This is a genomic window from Novosphingobium sp. UBA6272 (genome assembly GCF_002440635.1).
In the GTDB taxonomy this organism is placed as follows: domain Bacteria; phylum Pseudomonadota; class Alphaproteobacteria; order Sphingomonadales; family Sphingomonadaceae; genus Novosphingobium.
The window spans coordinates 18420-34691 of sequence record NZ_DJUW01000019.1; the positions used below are offsets into that span (position 1 = coordinate 18420).

Genomic DNA, 16272 nt, shown 5'->3' on the forward strand with positions numbered 1-16272 from the left:
CATCGCGCAAGGCTCCCTATATGGGGTCCGAAACCTCAAGCGAGCGACCGGATTGACCGGTACCCAGACAAGGCAAATCATCCCGATGGCATCACGCGCCGACAACATCGCGAGCAACCTGAGCCTCGCCAACTTCTCCAAGGCGACCGAGCTCAAGAAGCGGATCTGGTTCACCGTCGGGGCACTGATCGTGTTCCGCTTCCTGAGCTTTGTGCCGCTGCCGGGGATCAACCCGATTGCGCTGAAGCAGTTCCTCGATCGCAACGCGGGCGGGGTGCTGGACTTCTTCAACATGTTTTCGGGCGGGGCGTTGTCGCAGTACAGCCTGATCACCCTGGGCGTGATGCCCTATATCACGTCGTCGATTGTTGTGCAGCTTGCCGCTTCGCTCCATCCCTCGCTGATGGCGTTGAAAAAGGAAGGCGAAAGCGGCCGGCGCAAGCTCAACCAGTATTCGCGCTATGGCGCAGTATTCCTCGCAATCATCCAGGGCTATGCGGCGCTTCGCGCCGCCGATGTCCAGGGTTTCGCGATCAACGCTGGGCCGCTGTTCTATGTGGCCGGGATGATCTCGCTGGTTGGCGGTACGATGTTCCTGCTGTGGCTGGGTGAACAGATCACCAGCCGCGGGATCGGCAACGGTACCTCGCTGATCATCATGGCCGGGATCGTCGCGCAGATGCCGACTTTCATCTCCAACCTGTTCGAAGGCGGGCGCACCGGTTCGATCTCGGGCTTCCTGATCTTCGGGCTGGTAGCCCTGCTGGTCGCCTTGGTGCTGATGATCTGTTTCATGGAGCGTGCCACCCGGCGGCTGCTGATCCAGTATCCCAAGCGGGCCAGCCAGAACGGCATGATGCAGGCTGACCGCAGCCACCTGCCGCTCAAGCTCAACACCGCCGGCGTGATCCCGCCGATCTTCGCCAGCTCGCTGCTGCTGCTGCCGCTGACCATCACCCAGTTCGCCGGCAGCTCGATCTCGCAGGATACGGCCTGGGGCGCGGCGATCGTCTGGATCAACCAGTACCTTGGCCACGGCAAGCCGGCCTTCATGGTGCTCTATGCTCTCGGCATCCTGTTCTTCAGTTTCTTCTACACCGCCGTGGTGTTCAATCCCGAGGAAACTGCCGAGAACCTGAAGCGCAATGGCGGGTTCATTCCCGGCATCCGCCCGGGCAAGAGCACAGCGACCTATCTCGATTACGTGCTGACCCGGATCACGGTGATCGGTGCAATCTATCTGACCATCGTCTGCGTTGTACCCGAATGGGTTATCGCGCAGACCGGGGTGCGCCTGTTCTTTGCTGGTGGCACCAGTTTGCTGATCGTGGTCAATGTCACGGTCGATACGATCACGCAGATCCAGTCGCACCTGCTGGCGCACCAGTATGGCGATCTGATCAAGAAGGCGAAGCTCAAGGGCCGGATGCGCTGATCTGTAATTCGGGGGAAGTGTCGTGAACATCATCCTGCTTGGACCGCCGGGGGCGGGCAAGGGTACGCAGGCCCAGCGACTGGTCGAGAAATTCGGCATGCGCCAGCTTTCGACCGGCGACATGCTGCGCGCCGCAGTCAAGGCCGGCACGCCGGTCGGGCTGCAGGCCAAGGCCGTGATGGAGCGCGGCGAACTCGTTTCGGACGAGATCGTCTCGGCGCTGATTGGTGAGGAGCTTGACGCGATGGGGCCGGGCACTGGCGCGATCTTCGACGGCTATCCCCGCACCGCCGCTCAGGCTGAATCGCTCGACAAGCTGCTTGACGCTCGCGGCCGCTCGCTTGATCGGGTTATTGAGCTGGAAGTCGATGAAGACGCCCTGGTCGAACGGATCTGCGGCCGCTTCACCTGCGCCAATTGCGGCAAGGGCTATCACGACAAGTTCGAACAGCCCCGGGTGCCGGGCACCTGCGACAAGTGCGGCAGCCACGAATTCAAGCGCCGTCCTGACGACAACGAGGAAACCGTGCGAACCCGCATGGCCGAATACCGCGCCAAGACCGCGCCGATCCTGCCGATTTATGACGCGCGCGGGATTGTCTCGCGGGTCAACGGCATGGCCGAAATCGACCATGTGACAGCGGCGATCGAACGGATTATGTCTGCCTGATCCCGCCCGCCATCGCTGGCGCGGTCTGGTGATGGGGAGAAGCAGGGATGGTCAGGTTTGCGCTGGCGTTTGTTGCAGTTTCGTTAGGCCTGGCTGCGGGCGCACCCGTTGCGGCTGAGGTCGCGGCCGTTTCGGAAACCGGATTTGTCGTCAAGCACTCGGTCGTTGCCGCGGCGGACAAGGCGACGGTTTGGAAGGCGCTGATCGCCCCGCACCGGTGGTGGAACAAGGACCACACCTGGTCGGGCAATGCCGACAATCTCTACCTCGATGCCCAGGCTACTGGGTGCTTTTGCGAGAAGTTGCCAAAGCCTGCCGATGCTCCCGCCGACCAGCGGATGGGGAGCGTGGAGCACATGCATGTGGTCTATGCCGATCCCCAGTCTGGCTTGCTGCGGATGCGGGGCGGCTTGGGCCCGCTGCAGGGTGAAGCCATGACCGGGATCATGACGATCAAGCTGGTCAGCGTCGATGGCGGCACCCGGATCGATGCCGAATACGCGGTTGGCGGCTTGATCCGGATGAAGGGTGAGCAGATTGCCGGTCCGGTCAACAGTGTGCTGGGGGAGCAGTTCACCCGGCTCGCGGCACTGTTTGCGTCGGCGACAACAAAGCCAGAGTGATCGCCACAAGCGACAGGATGCTTTGACGCTTGCGCTGGTTTGGGATAGCATGATGGCATCGCCGCTGCACGCCGCACCGCTGGTTGTGCCGGGCGTTGACACGCCGCGCGAATCGCCTTAAGCGCGCGCTTCAACCGAAAAGCGGGAATGTCCGGAAGGCGCAAGTCATCGTGCTCGCCAGCCGGGCTTTTTGCCGTTTTGGAAGTTGAAGCGTTGAGATGGAGGGCTGCAACCGTTGCCTTCTGTGGAGCATGGAGAATTAAGTGGCTCGTATTGCCGGGGTAAACATCCCCACCAACAAGCGCGTTATCATCGCGCTCACCTACATTCACGGCATTGGTCCGTTCAAGGCCCGCCAGATCGTTGACAAGCTGGGTATCGATCATACCCGCCGCGTGAATGATCTTTCCGACCAGGAAGTGCTGCACATCCGTGAAACGATCGATGCCGAGCACACCGTGGAAGGCGACCTGCGCCGCACCACCGCGATGAACATCAAGCGTCTGATGGATCTGGCCTGCTATCGCGGCCTGCGGCATCGCAAGGGCCTGCCGGTCCGCGGTCAGCGCACTCACACCAATGCCCGCACCCGCAAGGGCAAGGCCAAGCCGATCGCCGGCAAGAAGAAGTAAGCCGGAGCCGTTTCGGCACCAGGCTTTCCCTTCCCGTATTCGAGTAGGACGAAAAAAATGGCACGCGAACCCCAGCGCATCAAGCGCCGCGAGCGGAAGAACATCACCAGCGGCATCGCCCATGTGAATGCCAGCTTCAACAATACCATGATCACCATCACCGACGCCCAGGGCAATGCGATTTCGTGGTCCAGCGCCGGCATGATGGGCTTCAAGGGTAGCCGCAAGTCGACCCCTTATGCCGCTCAGGTGGCTGCGGACGACGCCGGCAAGAAGGCCGCCGAACACGGTGTGCGCACCCTTGAGGTTGAAGTGAAGGGCCCGGGTTCGGGCCGTGAAAGCGCGCTGCGTGCCCTGCAGGCGGTTGGCTTCACGATCACCTCGATCCGCGACGTCACCCCGATCCCGCACAATGGTGTGCGGCCTTCGAAGCGCCGCCGCGTCTGATTTGCCGTTCGCGGACGGGAGGCCTCCCGTCCGCAGTTTCGGATCGGTCGCGGTGCCATCAGGCAGAGCGGCCGTTCCCGCCAGAACAAACCCCAAGGGGAACCATATGTCCGTCAATATCAAGAACTGGCAGGAACTGAAGAAGCCCAACAGCCTCGAAGTGAAGTCCGGCGCGGATGCAAAGCGCCGTGCGACCTTCGTGGCCGAGCCGCTTGAGCGCGGTTTCGGCCTAACGCTGGGCAATGCCCTGCGCCGCGTGCTGCTTTCCTCGCTCCAGGGCGCCTCGATCACCTCGATCAAGATCGAGAACGTGCTTCACGAGTTCTCGTCGCTGGCCGGCGTGCGCGAAGACGTGACCGACATCGTGCTCAACGTGAAGCAGATCGCGCTGCGCATGCAGGGCGAAGGTCCGAAGCGGCTTCAGTTGTCGGCCACCGGCCCGGCAGAAGTTACCGCCGGCGACATCGCCGTATCGGGTGACATCGAGGTGATGAACAAGGATCTGGTGATCTGCCATCTCGATGAAGGCGCGACCTTCAACATGGAACTGACCGCCGATACCGGCAAGGGCTATGTCCCGGCCGTGTCGAACCGTCCGGTTGATGCGCCGATCGGGCTGATCCCGGTCGATTCGCTCTACTCGCCGGTGCGCCAGGTTTCCTACAAGGTCGACAACGCCCGTATCGGCCAGGAACTGGACTACGACAAGCTGAGCCTGACTGTCGAAACCGACGGTACGGTTACTCCGGAAGATGCCGTGGCCTATGCCGCGCGGATCCTTCAGGACCAGCTCTCGCTGTTCGTCCACTTCGAGGATGCGATGCCGGTTGGCGGTTCGCCGATGATCGGGATGGCGGCTTCGGCCCCGACCGACGAAGGCGATACCAACCAGCTCAACCGTTACCTGCTCAAGAAGGTCGACGAGCTCGAGCTGTCGGTGCGTTCGGCCAACTGCCTCAAGAACGACAACATCATCTACATCGGCGACCTGGTCCAGAAGACCGAGGCCGAGATGCTCCGTACGCCGAACTTCGGCCGCAAGTCGCTCAACGAGATCAAGGAAGTCCTGAGCTCGATGGGCCTGCGCCTCGGCATGGACATCCCCGGCTGGCCGCCTGAGAACATCGAGGAAATGGCCAAGAAGCTGGAGCAGGAACTGCTCGGCTAACCGGATCAGGGGCGGCTTTGGCCGCCCCGTCACGGCAAGGCAGCCGCCGCAAGCGCTGCCGGGTACGGGGTACCTTACACGGCCCCCTAACGAACGAAGGAAAGAAACATGCGTCATAAATACGGCGGTCGTAAGCTCAACCGCACTTCCAGCCACCGCAAGGCCCTGTTCCGCAACATGGCGGCGGCGCTGATCAAGCATGAGCAGATCACCACGACCCTGCCCAAGGCGCGCGAACTGCGTCCCTATGTTGAAAAACTGATCACGCTCGCAAAGCACGGCGGCCTGTCGAACCGCCGTCTGGCGCACGCCCGGCTGCTCGACGATGCCCAGCTGGTCAAGCTGTTCGACGTTCTGGCGGCCCGCTATGCCGACCGCGCCGGTGGCTACACCCGCGTGATCAAGGCCGGCATCCGCGCTTCTGACGCGGCGCCGATGGCGGTGATCGAGCTGGTCGACCGTGACACCGACGCAAAGGGGCAGGACTCCGGTCCGGTCTTCACCGGCGAAGAAGAAATGGCCTGATCGGGCCTGACTGATCGGCGAACGCCCTTCGTCGAACGGTTAATTGCAAAGGCGGGAGCAGGCGCTAGGCTTGCTCCCGCCTTTTGCGGTTCCTGGGGAGAAATCCGTGACCTTTCACGCCCGCACCCTGATCGGTGCCCTGTTCGCTGTTACCGCCGTTGCCGCCACCGCCGCTCAGGAGCTGAAGCTGACCTATCCCGTTACCGCCAAGGGCAATGTCGTTGAGGATCAATTCGGGGAGAAGGTGGCAGATCCCTATCGCTGGCTTGAAAACGATGTGCGCAGCGATCCCAAGGTGGCCGAGTGGGTGCAGCAGCAGAACGCCGTGACGCAGGGCTATCTCGCGACGCTGCCGCAGCGCGGCTGGTTTGCGCAGCGGATCAAGTCCTTGATGGATTACGAGCGCTTCGGGTTGCCGCGAAAGGCCGGGGCGAACTATTTCTATATGCGCAATTCAGGTCTGCAAAACCAGTCGCAGCTGTTCGTGCGCAAGGGGCTCGACGGTGCCCCGCGGCTGCTGATCGATCCAAATGCCTGGGCCAAGGACGGCGCGACCGCACTGGCCGATTGGGAACCGTCGGATAACGGCAAGCTGCTGGCCTATTCGATTCAGGATGGCGGCAGCGACTGGCGCTCGATCAAGGTGCTCGATACGGCGACGGGCAAGGTCCTGAAGGATGAGATCAAGTGGGCCAAGTTCACCGGTATTTCCTGGATCGGCAACAGCGGTTTCCTCTATTCGCGCTTTCCCGCGCCGGAGAAGGGGCAGGAATTCCAATCGCTCAACACCAATCAGGCGGTTTACTTCCACAAGATCGGTACGCCGCAATCGGCTGACCGGATGGTCTATGCCACGCCCGACCGGCCCAAGCTGGGCCACGGCGCCGAAGTGACGCATGACGGACGCTGGATGGTGATCACCAGCGCCGAGGGTACCGACAACAAGTTCGAACTGACCGTGATCCGTATTTCGGGCAGCAAGTGGAGCAAACCCCAAACCTTGGTGAAGGGGCTGGACTACGATTGGCGGCTGGTGGAAGGGATGGGTGACACGCTCTACTTCATCACAAACAAGGGCGCGCCAAGGCTCAAGGTCGTGCGGGCCGATTTGTCCCGGCGCGATCTTTATCGAACCGCCTGCCCGGCACCGGCCAAAGCTGATGACGTGTGCATGGAACCGCGCGTGACATTTGATGATGTCATCCCCGAACGTGCCGAAACCCTCGAGCGCGCCCGGATCGTCGGCAACCGGTTGATCCTGAATTACCTTAAGGATGCCGCCTCAACTGCCGAGGTCGTATCGCTGGACGGCAAACCGGTCCGGCAAATTACGCTGAATGCAATCGGCACGGCCACTGGCTTTGGCGGACGGCCAGGCGATCCGGAGACTTTCTATACATTCTCCAGCTTCAACCAGCCCGGGGCGATCTACCGCTTTGACAGCAACACCGGGCAGAGCACGGTCTTCGCGCAGCCCAAGCTGACCTTCAGCCCGGACGACTATAAGGTCGAGCAGCGCTTCTATGCTTCGAAGGATGGCACCAAGGTGCCGATGTTCATCGTGCGCAAAAAGAGCATCGCGACCGAAGGCAAGGCAGTGCCGACCCTGCTCTACGGCTATGGCGGGTTCGATATTTCGCTGACCCCCGGATTTTCGGCCACGCGGATGGCCTGGCTGGAAGCGGGCGGGGCCTTCGCCATGGCCAACCTGCGCGGCGGCGGCGAATACGGCAAGGCATGGCACGATGCCGGACGACTGAACAACAAGCAGAATGTGTTCGACGATTTCATCGCGGCGGGAGAATTCCTAATTGCGCAGGGGATCACCCCTAAGGGCGGTCTGGCGATCCAGGGCGGATCCAATGGCGGCTTGCTGGTCGGCGCCGTGGTCAACCAGCGGCCCGATCTGTTTGCGGCCGGCAATGCTGCCGTTGGCGTGATGGACATGCTGCGCTTCGACAAGTTCACCGCCGGGCGGTATTGGGTCGATGACTATGGCTATCCCGGCAAGGAAGCCGACTGGCGGGTGCTGCGGGCCTATTCACCCTACCACAACATTCGCACCGGGGTCGAATATCCAGCGCTGCTGGTGACCACCGCCGATACGGATGACCGGGTGGTGCCTGGCCACAGCTTCAAATACACCGCCGCGCTGCAGGCCGCGAACCCCGGGGGCAAGCCGCACCTGATCCGGATCGAGACTCGCGCCGGGCACGGGGCTGGCAAGCCGACCGACAAGGTGGTGGCCGAGAATTCGGACATCCTCGCCTTCCTGGCGCAGTGGACCGGGCTGGCAATGCCGCCGCGATGAAAGTTAAGGCCCTTCCCCGGTGGGGAAGGGTTGGGATGGGGGTTCTCCCTCGGCAAGCATTGAACCCCCCCGACCCATCCCCTACGGGGAGGGGAGCAAGGGCAATGCCGCCGCGATGACTATTCCGCCGGGGTGGCTTCGCTCCGGCGGTGGTAGAGCGGCCAGAACAACTGCTCACGCAGGTTGGTCGGGCGGGTTGAATAGCCGGTCGGGGGAAAACCCTCAGGCCGGTGATAGTCGCCGAACAGCACGTCCCAGATCGGCAGTATCGCCGCAAAGTTGCTGTCATAATGCTCGGGCAGGGCGGAATGGTGGCGGCGGTGATAGGCCGGGGTGTTGATCACCCACGACCAGCGCCCCAGATCGATCCGCAACTGCGAATGCGTCACAAAGTTCCACAAGCTGAGCGCGGCATAGACCGTCAGTGCCGTCGGTGTGGGCGAGATCAGCAGCGCTGCCGCCGAAAGGACGGTAACCGATTTGAACAGCGGATCGGCCCAGAAGTGGCGGTTGGTTGTCAGCACCGACATATTTGGGTCGGAATGGTGCAGCGAATGCATCGCCCACAGCAGCGGGATCCGGTGTTGCATGCGGTGGAACAGATATTCGGCGAGGTCGTAGACCAGCACATAGAGGATCACCGCGAGCCAGGTTGGCAGGCTCGCCCCGTCGATCAGGGCCGGGCCATGCCAGGCCTGCACCGCGCCATAGACCGTGAAGGCTCCGACGATCTTCAAAAACCACGACTGAAGGTTGATCCACCAATCGGTTTGCGGCGCGCCGATCACGCGTTCCCAGCCGATCAGGACCAGCGCCACCAGCGGTCCGGAAAACATGGCAATCCAGTTCAGCATGGCAGCAACCCTAAGGTTTCATGCTTAACGAGTTGCTAAATTAGTCGTTCATGAAAAGAGCTTCAAACCTGAACGCCAGCTAACCGGCGAGTTCAGCTTCGTGCCACAAGCGAATCGGTAGAACCCCTTCATGGCCGGACTATCCTGTACCGGCGAAGTGAAGGAATGACTGCCATGAAGACTATGTCCAAAGCTCTGGTCGGGACCATCGCGGCTGGCGCGATGGCGATCTCTTCGGCGACCCCCGCTTTCGCTGAACATCGCGACCGCGACGGAATCAGCGCTGGTGATGTGATCGCCGGTGCGCTGATCATCGGCGGGATCGCGGCGGTGGCTACGGCCGCCAGCAGGAACGATCGCGGCTATCGCTATGGCGACTACCGTGATGGTGACTATCGCGGTGGTGACTATCGCTATGGCGGCGAATACCGCGACCGCGACTATCGCTATGACCGGGCGGGTTACGGCAATGGCTACCGCGACAACCCGCGCCGCGCGGTTGAACAGTGCGTCTATGCCGCTGAACGCTATGCCAGTTCGCGCTATGGCCGGGCCGATGTGACCGACATCCGCCAGATCCGCGAAACCCGCTATGGGCTGGAAGTGAAGGGCCGGATTGCCGTCAATACCCGAGGCCACGAATGGCGCCGCGGTGACAGCAACTATGGCAACGGCTGGGGCGGCGACTATCGCGGCTGGAACAACAGCCACCGCGGTTACGATGCCGGTTCGTTCGAATGCCGGATCGAGCGTGGCCGGGTGACCGACCTCGACATCGACGGGATCCGCGGGCTCTAACCCTCCTCTCTCCCCAAGAGCACGCGACGGGCGGTTCAGGCCAGAGAAAGCCTGGACCGCCTAGTCGATTCTGCAATGGGGCATTGCGGGCTGCGGCAGGGGCCGGAGCGCATGCCCGGAGGGTCTGAGACATGACGCGCAAGACTTCGCGTTTCGCTGCCGTAGTGGCTTCGGCTGCGGCCTTTTCGATGATGGCAACCCCGGCACTGGCCAACCACAACTGGGGCTGGGGCGGCTATCGCCACCGCGACCGGGTCGATGCCGGGGACGTGATCACCGGCATCCTGATCATCGGCGGCATCGCCGCGATCGCCAGCGCGGCCAGCAACAACAACAAGAAGAAGCGCTATGAGCCGCGCAATGATGATCGTCGCTATGACGACGCCCGTTATGAAGACGACCGTAATGCGCGCGACTATGGCCGCGACGATCGACCGCAGTGGCAGGAAAGCACCGGGATCAACGGTGCGATCAGCCGCTGTCTGGGCGAAGTGGGCCGCGGATCGAGCGAGAGCGCTGAAGTTGATTCGGTTAATCGTGACGGCGATGGCTGGCGTGTGACCGGGCGCGCTTCGGGTGGCGAGTTCACCTGCTCGATCGATCGCGACGGGCGGATCCGCAACGTCAATGTTGGCGGTCGCGGGTAACTATCCATGGGGCAGGGGCGGCTTCGGCTGCCCCTGCTATTGCCTCATTCCTTGAGCCAGCGAGCAATCGCGCCGTGCAGGTCGCGATTGAAGGCTTTGGCGAGAGGCCCGTCGGCGATCGCCTGAAAGGCATGGATCGCGCCGGGGTAAACGTGCAGCTCCACCGGCACGCCCGCCGCGATCAGACGCCGCGTATAGTCCAGGTTCTCGTCCAGAAACAGATCCAGGCTACCGGTGCCGATCCAGGTTTGCGGCAGTCCCGTCAGGCTATCGGCCAGGGTGGGTGAGAACCAGCCCTTGCGTGCGTCATCAATGCCATAGCTGCCGCGCAGCGCGCCCCAGCCGAACCGGTTGCTTTCACGTGTCCAGATGAATTCGCCGGTCGTAGGATTGTCATAGGGGCAAGCCTCGCTCCCGGTGCGGTGGTCGAGCATCGGGAAGACCAAAAACTGCGCGGCGAGCGCCGGCCCGCCAAGGTCGCGCGCCATAAGCGCGGTGGCCGCAGCCAGTCCGCCGCCGGCGCTTTCGCCGATGATCCCGATCCGCGCCGGATCGACGCCCAGGTCCTCAGCATTGCTCGACAGCCACTTCAGCCCGGCCAGGCAATCGTCCTGCGGGGCCGGGAAGGGGTGTTCGGGCGCCAGCCGGTATTCGACCGAAGCGACCGGAATGCCCAGCGCCGCCGCCATCCCGGCCGGGCCGTGGTGCATCGATCTCGCCGAGCCAATCACCATCCCGCCGCCGTGGATATGCAATAGTGCCGCGCGCCCGGTCGTGCCCGGGCTCGGGTCGTACCAATAGATCTCCAGCGGCCCGCCCGGGCCGTCGATCAGCTTGACCTCTGGCTGCAGCACCGGTTCGCCAAGAAATGCGAAGCGCTGCTCTGACTGGGCCCGGATCTGCGGCAAGGCTTCATCGCTGAAACCGCCGCCCGGCATCAGTTCGAGCAGCGGCAGCAGGCTGGGGTCAACCAGACGACGTGTGGACATCAGTGCAGGCGTTGAGCCGGGAACATCCAGCTTTGTGACAACCGCGGCTTGAACGGTGTCCATGTGCCTTCGGGCTGGTGCAGCCGGTCGGCAATCGCCACCATCACGCTGGGATTGACCCCCAGGCCGCAATGGCTGGCATGGACCACGATGTTTTCGGTCTGCCCATGGCCGCGATCGGCATGTTGGACCGAACCGCGCCAGTGGACGATCCCATCGCTGCGGGTGAGGATTGAAGTGGTCGGCACCGGCGGCGCTTCGTCAAGGCCGGTAAAGCGGCCGTGCTTGATCGGCTCGGGTTCCTTGCCGTTGAGGAATTCGAACAGGCGGCTGGCATTGGTGTGGCGGCGGTCATCGTGGATCGGGCTGCCCAGCGAGATGACCTGGCGCACTGCTTCGGGATGCAGCTTGGCCAGTTCGCGGGCAAATACCCCGCCCAGGCTCCACCCGACGATCGAAACCTTGCGGCCGGTATCCTTGAATATCTTCAGCAGCAGTTCTTCCATCTCATGGACCCGGGCCAGATCGACCCGGACATTGCGGCCAAGCTTCCAGCCATAGGCGTCATAGCCCAGGTCCCTCAGCAAGCGGCGCATCGGCGCGGTCGAACCGTCCGAGGCGAGGAAGCCGGGCAGGACCAGCACCGGATGCCCGTCGCCCTTTGGCAGCATGCCGAGCAGGTGACGGGTGGCATAGAACGAGGCCAGTTCGAACACCGCCCGTCCTTCGGCCAGGGCCAGCAGGCGATGCGGTGGGCGCGCTTCTATCTCAAGCGCTTCACGCGCGGCAGTTGTAGCGGTCATTTTGTTTTTGCGACCTTTCCGGACTTGGCAGCGCCCTTTTTCGCCGCTGGCTTGGTTTTCGCGGCTGCCTTCGCCTTGGGGGCGGGCTTGGCGGCCTTCGGTTTCGGTTCGGCGGCACTTGCACCGCTCGCAACAGCAACGCGCGCAGCATCGCGCAGTTCCGTGAAGCTTTCCTCGATGCACTGCGCGTAGAAGTCCGGATCGGGCATCAGGCTGCGGCAGGCGGTGAAGGCGATCGTCGCCTCCTTGCAATAGCTTTGCACCACATGGCCCAACCCAAGCCCGTCGGTCAGGCAGAGCAGGCCCATCATGCTTTCCAGCCGCGCGCCGCTGGAATAGATCGGCACCGGCGGGCCTGGCACGTTGGTGACCACGGTCGAGAATGGTGGGCCGACCCGGTTGGCGAGGCCGAGCCGGGTATAAAGCTGCGCCCCCAATGCCATGAACAGCGCCGGGCTGACTTTGCTCATCTCGGTCATGTTGCGCGCGCCAAGCGCGTCGGTCATCGCCTTGGAATTGACCGTCTGCGAATTGACATAGGCCAGCCGCTCAAGCGGATCCTCGATATGGGTCCCGAGCGGCGCGATCATCGCCGCGACCTGGTTGCCCATGTCGCCCTTCTCGTCCTTGCCGCGGACCGAGATCGGCGCCATCGCGGTCAGCGTCTTGTCAGGCAGATCGTTGTGCGCCTGCAGATACTTGCGCATCGATCCGCCGATGATCGCCAGGAACACGTCGTTGACCTTGGCCCCAGGCACTGCCTCGCGGATTGCCTTGATATCGGCCAGCGGGATCGAGCGGCCCTCGACCACCCGGTTGGGAGAGATCACCGCGTTGAAACGCGTGCGCGGGGCGATCATCTCGCCGTGCAGCTTGAAGTCCTTGCTGACCAGGCCCTTGATCGCCTTGGCCACCCCCGGCATTGCCTTGGCCGCGACATCGAGCTGACGCAGCGGATTGGCCACGTTGTTGAGCCACGACTTGGCCAGCAGCTCGGCAAAATTGGGCGGATCCTCGCCCTTCCAGGTGTCCGGTTCGTTCGGCGGGGGCGTGTTGGGATCGAGGGTGTGGAGCGCCTCCATCAGGTCAATGCCCGACATCCCGTCAATTGCGGCGTGGTGCACCTTGGTGACCATCGCGTAGGAACCGGGCATCACCCCGGGAATGTTATCGAGCCCTTCGACAATCGTGAACTCCCACGGCGGGCGGCTCAGATCGAGCGGACGGGCAAAGATCCGCGCCGCCTGGATGCACAGTTGGCGCCAGTCCCCCGGCTTGGGCAGGGCAACGTGGCGGACGTGGTATTCCAGGTCGAAATCCTTGTCCTCGACCCAATAGGGATAGTCGAGGTCGAACGGCACCCGCACCAGCTTTTGCCGCATGGTCTTGGACAGCTGCATCCGGCTTTCAAAGAAGCGCAGGATATCCTTGTAGCGGACGAAGCCGCCCGGCGCAGTCTCCGGGTTGTAGATCAGGATTGAGCCGATGTGCATCGGCGAATTGCGCGTTTCCAGCGCAACGAACGATGCATCCATACCCTGGAGTTGCTTCAAAAGGCCGTCCCCTCCTGCTGCCCGTATCCGGGTCTTGTGCGATGCAGCGTAACACACCGGGGATTGCCGTCAACTCGCGGCTTTTTTAGCGGCGGGACAGCGCCTATCTGCACCATATGACCAAGGCCGGCCGCCCAGACCTTCCCAACGGATCCGACCGCTTCAACGAGGAGCGGGCGACCTATACCATGAAGGGCGGCCAGCCCGATCTGGAGGCCGGGGTGGCCGCGATCCGCGAGGTGCAGGCGACCTTGCGGCCCAAGCCCGGGGTTTACCGCATGCTCGATGCGCGCGGCGATGTGCTCTATGTCGGCAAGGCGCGGGCGCTGAAGAACCGGGTGGCGAACTATACCCAGGTCGATCGCCTGCCGCTGCGGCTGAAACGGATGGTCAGCCAGACCCGCGGGATGACCATCGTCACCACCAATTCCGAGGCCGAGGCGCTGCTGCTCGAAGCGCAGCTGATCAAGCGCTATCGCCCGCCTTACAACGTGCTGCTGCGCGACGACAAAAGCTTCCCGTTCATCCTGCTCCGCGCCGATCACGCCTTTCCCCGGATCACCAAGCACCGCGGCGCGCGGCGGGCCAAGGGCAATTACTATGGCCCCTTCGCCAGCGCCGGATCGGTCAACACCACGATCAACGCGCTGCAGAAGCTGTTCCTGCTGCGCAGTTGCACCGACAGCTTCTTCAGCCGCCGGGATCGCCCCTGCCTGCTCTACCAGATCAAGCGCTGCTCCGCGCCGTGCGTGGGGCGGATCGACGAGGCGGGCTATGCCGAACTGGTCAGCGAGGCAAAGGACTTCCTCGGCGGTAGGAGTTCGGCAGTCCAGGCCAAGCTCAACGCCCAGATGGAGGCCGCCGCCGCCAATCTCGATTTCGAGACTGCGGCGATGCTGCGCGACCGGCTGCGCGCCGCGACCTTCATCCAGGGCAGCCAGGCGATCAACGCCGAGGGACTGGGCAACGCCGACATCTTTGCGCTGGCCGAAAAGGGCGGCCATGTCGCGGTCCAGGCCTTCTTCATCCGCGGCGGGCAGAACTGGGGCCACCGCGCCTTCTTCCCCGGCCATACCGAGGGGCTGACCCCCGAAGAGGTGATGACCAGCTTCCTCGCCCAGTTCTACGAGGAGGTGCCGCCCCCGCGCTGCATCCTGGTCGATCGCCTGCTGCCCGAGGCCGAGCTGCTGGCCGAAGCGTTCCGCGACGGGGCCGGGGGCAAGGTCGAACTGTCGGTCCCCCAGCGCGGCGACCGCCGCCGGCTGATGGAGCAGGCCAGCCGCAACGCGGTCGAGGCGCTGGAACGGCGCGCGGCTGAAAGCGGCACCAAGGCCCGGCTCAACCGCGAACTGGCCGAATTCCTCGAACTGCCTGAGCCGCCGCAGCGGATCGAGGTTTACGACAACAGCCACATCCAGGGCGCGCAGGCGCTCGGCGCGATGATCGTCGCCGGGCCGGACGGGTTCATCAAGGGCCAGTACCGCAAGTGGAACATCAAGACCGCCCAGACCAACGACGACTTCGGGATGATGCGCGAGGTCTTCAGCCGGCGGTTCGCCCGCGCCCAGGGCGAGGACCCGGACCGCGACGGCGGAATGTGGCCCGACCTCGTCCTGATCGACGGCGGCAAGGGCCAGATGAGCGCCGCGCGCGATACGCTGGAAGAGCTGGGGATCGAGGATGTGCCGCTGATCGCCATCGCCAAGGGCCCCCACCACGGGCGCGAGGGGCGCGAGGTATTCCACTTCCCCGACGGCCGCGAAAAGATGCTGCCGGAAAATTCCCCGCTGCTGTTCCACCTCCAGCGCCTGCGCGACGAAGTCCACCGCTTCGCCATCGGCGCCCACCGCGACAAACGCAGCCGCGCGATCACAGCGTCACCGCTCGATGAAATCCCCGGCATCGGCCCGGCGCGGAAACGCGCGCTGCTGCTGCATTTCGGCACGGCGGGCGGAGTGCGCGCGGCGAGCCTGGAGGATTTGCAGCGGGCGCCGGGAGTGAGCGCGGCGGTGGCGCAGGCGGTTTATGATTTTTATCATCCTGGGGGGTGAGTTCAGGCTAACGGTCTCGGGCTGCGCACAGATTCTCGCAACTCTTGCGCATGAACGCGGGTCCTTCGACATGCTCAGGCTGAGCGGTCCTGTGGGGGGGTGGTCTGGCGTTCGACTCTGCTACCCCATCGCCATACCCCAACTCCGCTCAGGCTGAGCTTGTCGAAGCCCATCCCCCACGTTAGCCCAATTGTAATGGACGGTTACTTCTACGCCTATCTCCTGCGCTGCCGTGACGGGACTTACTATGCCGGACACACCGACGACATCGACCAGCGCATGGCCCAGCATGCGACCGGCGCTTTGGGTGGTTACACATCGCGGCGGCTTCCGGTCACGCTGGTCTGGTCCGACCGCTTCCTGACCCGCGACGAGGCATTCGCGGCCGAACGCAAGCTCAAAGGCTGGAGCCGCGCCAAGAAGGAAGCCCTGATCGCTGGTGATTGGGGTCTGATCAGCCAACTGGCGCGCAACCGCCAGGGCGGCAGGTAAACCACAGCGTCGCTGGCGGGCTTCGACAAGCTCGGCCTGAGCGGAGTTGGGTTAAATCGGTGGGATGGCGGATATGGATTGCCAAACCAAAACCCCCCAGAACCGCTCAGCCTGAGCCTGTCGAAGGCCCCGCGTCCGCGCGGACCGATTGAGGCGGGAGGTAAACCACAGCGTCGCTGGCGGGCTTCGACAAGCTCAGCCTGAGCGGAGTTGGGGTAAGACGCTTGGGCAAACCAAGTTGGGGTCAGGCGGTGTGGCCTGCTGCCGGTTTGGC

16 protein-coding genes are annotated in these 16272 nt (G+C 63.5%); 12 read left to right on the forward strand and 4 right to left on the reverse strand.

From position 1 onward, the window contains the following. Nucleotides 1-85: 85 nt before the first annotated feature. From secY to B2V17_RS10620, 8 genes are all read left to right on the forward strand, one after another. Entirely contained in the window at nucleotides 86-1435 is a 1350-nt protein-coding gene (gene secY / locus B2V17_RS10585) for a preprotein translocase subunit SecY (RefSeq protein WP_292997429.1), read from the forward strand. A gap of 22 nt (nucleotides 1436-1457) precedes the next feature. Further along, nucleotides 1458-2105, forward strand: coding sequence for an adenylate kinase (locus B2V17_RS10590; RefSeq protein ID WP_292997431.1), 648 nt, complete (start codon nucleotides 1458-1460; stop codon nucleotides 2103-2105). A gap of 47 nt (nucleotides 2106-2152) precedes the next feature. Beyond that, nucleotides 2153-2728: an SRPBCC family protein gene (locus B2V17_RS10595; protein WP_292997433.1), complete on the forward strand. Its 576-nt coding sequence runs from the start codon at nucleotides 2153-2155 to the stop codon at nucleotides 2726-2728. Nucleotides 2729-2991: 263 nt separating this feature from the next. Beyond that, entirely contained in the window at nucleotides 2992-3360 is a 369-nt protein-coding gene (gene rpsM, locus B2V17_RS10600) for a 30S ribosomal protein S13 (RefSeq protein ID WP_292997435.1), read from the forward strand. A 57-nt stretch (nucleotides 3361-3417) separates the two neighbouring features. Then, nucleotides 3418-3807 carry a 30S ribosomal protein S11 gene (gene rpsK / locus B2V17_RS10605; RefSeq protein WP_088307824.1) on the forward strand — a complete coding sequence of 130 codons (390 nt, stop codon included), beginning with the start codon at nucleotides 3418-3420 and terminating at the stop codon, nucleotides 3805-3807. A gap of 106 nt (nucleotides 3808-3913) precedes the next feature. Next, complete coding sequence (locus B2V17_RS10610) at nucleotides 3914-4975, forward strand: DNA-directed RNA polymerase subunit alpha (RefSeq protein WP_292997437.1); 1062 nt, start codon at nucleotides 3914-3916, stop codon at nucleotides 4973-4975. A 108-nt stretch (nucleotides 4976-5083) separates the two neighbouring features. Further along, nucleotides 5084-5500: a 50S ribosomal protein L17 gene (gene rplQ, locus B2V17_RS10615; RefSeq protein WP_292997439.1), complete on the forward strand. Its 417-nt coding sequence runs from the start codon at nucleotides 5084-5086 to the stop codon at nucleotides 5498-5500. A gap of 106 nt (nucleotides 5501-5606) precedes the next feature. Then, entirely contained in the window at nucleotides 5607-7811 is a 2205-nt protein-coding gene (locus tag B2V17_RS10620; protein WP_414690798.1) for a prolyl oligopeptidase family serine peptidase, read from the forward strand. 119 nt (nucleotides 7812-7930) lie between these two features. Here B2V17_RS10620 and B2V17_RS10625 read toward each other — a convergent pair whose 3' ends face one another. Next, the gene (locus B2V17_RS10625) at nucleotides 7931-8665 is read right to left on the reverse strand and encodes a sterol desaturase family protein (RefSeq protein WP_292997441.1); all 735 of its coding nucleotides are present in this window, start codon (nucleotides 8663-8665) and stop codon (nucleotides 7931-7933) included. Nucleotides 8666-8839: 174 nt separating this feature from the next. On the opposite strand from B2V17_RS10625, the gene B2V17_RS10630 reads away from it, so the two are divergent. Together B2V17_RS10630 and B2V17_RS10635 are read left to right on the forward strand one after the other, a co-directional pair. Then, on the forward strand, nucleotides 8840-9463 hold the full coding sequence (locus B2V17_RS10630; protein ID WP_292997443.1) for a hypothetical protein: 624 nt from the start codon (nucleotides 8840-8842) through the stop codon (nucleotides 9461-9463). 131 nt (nucleotides 9464-9594) lie between these two features. Further along, a complete protein-coding gene (locus tag B2V17_RS10635; RefSeq protein ID WP_292997445.1) occupies nucleotides 9595-10110 on the forward strand; it encodes a hypothetical protein in 516 nt (171 codons plus the stop codon). A gap of 44 nt (nucleotides 10111-10154) precedes the next feature. On the opposite strand, the gene B2V17_RS10640 is transcribed toward B2V17_RS10635, so the two are convergent. From B2V17_RS10640 to B2V17_RS10650, 3 genes are read right to left on the reverse strand one after another with little or no spacing between them, the layout of a single operon-like run. Beyond that, on the reverse strand, nucleotides 10155-11099 hold the full coding sequence (locus B2V17_RS10640; RefSeq protein ID WP_292997447.1) for an alpha/beta hydrolase: 945 nt from the start codon (nucleotides 11097-11099) through the stop codon (nucleotides 10155-10157). After that, nucleotides 11099-11902 (reverse strand): alpha/beta hydrolase, encoded by an 804-nt coding sequence (locus tag B2V17_RS10645; RefSeq protein WP_292997449.1) that lies wholly within the window; start codon nucleotides 11900-11902, stop codon nucleotides 11099-11101. Before B2V17_RS10645 ends, B2V17_RS10640 begins: the two co-directional genes overlap by 1 nt. After that, a complete protein-coding gene (locus B2V17_RS10650; RefSeq protein WP_292997451.1) occupies nucleotides 11899-13437 on the reverse strand; it encodes a WS/DGAT/MGAT family O-acyltransferase in 1539 nt (512 codons plus the stop codon). Before B2V17_RS10650 ends, B2V17_RS10645 begins: the two co-directional genes overlap by 4 nt. Nucleotides 13438-13571: 134 nt before the next feature. Between B2V17_RS10650 and uvrC the strand changes: the two genes are divergently transcribed. Beyond that, entirely contained in the window at nucleotides 13572-15506 is a 1935-nt protein-coding gene (uvrC, locus tag B2V17_RS10655) for an excinuclease ABC subunit UvrC (RefSeq protein WP_292997453.1), read from the forward strand. A gap of 195 nt (nucleotides 15507-15701) precedes the next feature. Further along, the gene (locus tag B2V17_RS10660) at nucleotides 15702-15998 is read left to right on the forward strand and encodes a GIY-YIG nuclease family protein (RefSeq protein ID WP_292997455.1); all 297 of its coding nucleotides are present in this window, start codon (nucleotides 15702-15704) and stop codon (nucleotides 15996-15998) included. The last annotated feature ends 274 nt before the right edge of the window (nucleotides 15999-16272 follow it).